The 533-nt window shown below is 50.5% G+C and carries 4 tRNA genes and 1 rRNA gene; all 5 read left to right on the top strand.

From position 1 onward, the window contains the following. Positions 1-53: 53 nt before the first annotated feature. A 5S ribosomal RNA gene (rrf, locus tag ACNQGS_RS29060) occupies positions 54-170 on the top strand. Positions 171-181: 11 nt separating this feature from the next. Next, positions 182-256, top strand: a tRNA-Asn gene (locus ACNQGS_RS29065). Between the two features lie 5 nt (positions 257-261). Next, positions 262-352, top strand: a tRNA-Ser gene (locus tag ACNQGS_RS29070). Between the two features lie 18 nt (positions 353-370). Beyond that, positions 371-445 (top strand) — tRNA-Glu (locus tag ACNQGS_RS29075). Positions 446-451: 6 nt separating this feature from the next. After that, a tRNA-Val gene (locus ACNQGS_RS29080) sits at positions 452-527 on the top strand. Positions 528-533: the final 6 nt, after the last annotated feature.

Genomic DNA, 533 nt, shown 5'->3' on the forward strand with positions numbered 1-533 from the left:
CCTCTTGCAAAATATGAAAAAGACATTATAATAAAATAGTGTCTGATAAATGGTCTGGCGGTAATGGCGAGAAGGTCACACCTGTTCCCATCCCGAACACAGAAGTTAAGCTTCTCAGCGCCGATGGTAGTTGGGGCGAAAGCCCCTGTGAGAGTAGGACGTCGCCAGGCTGTTATATTATTCCGCAGTAGCTCAGTGGTAGAGCTATCGGCTGTTAACCGATCGGTCGTAGGTTCGAGTCCTACCTGCGGAGCCATTTATGGAGAGCTGTCCGAGTGGCCGAAGGAGCACGATTGGAAATCGTGTATACGTTAACCGCGTATCAAGGGTTCAAATCCCTTGCTCTCCGCCATCATATTTTTTTCAAAATGGCCCCTTGGTCAAGCGGTTAAGACACCGCCCTTTCACGGCGGTAACACGGGTTCGAATCCCGTAGGGGTCACCATTTAACGGAGGATTAGCTCAGCTGGGAGAGCATCTGCCTTACAAGCAGAGGGTCGGCGGTTCGATCCCGTCATCCTCCACCATAATAA

It is taken from the genome of Neobacillus sp. PVCKKU3 (assembly GCF_058323225.1).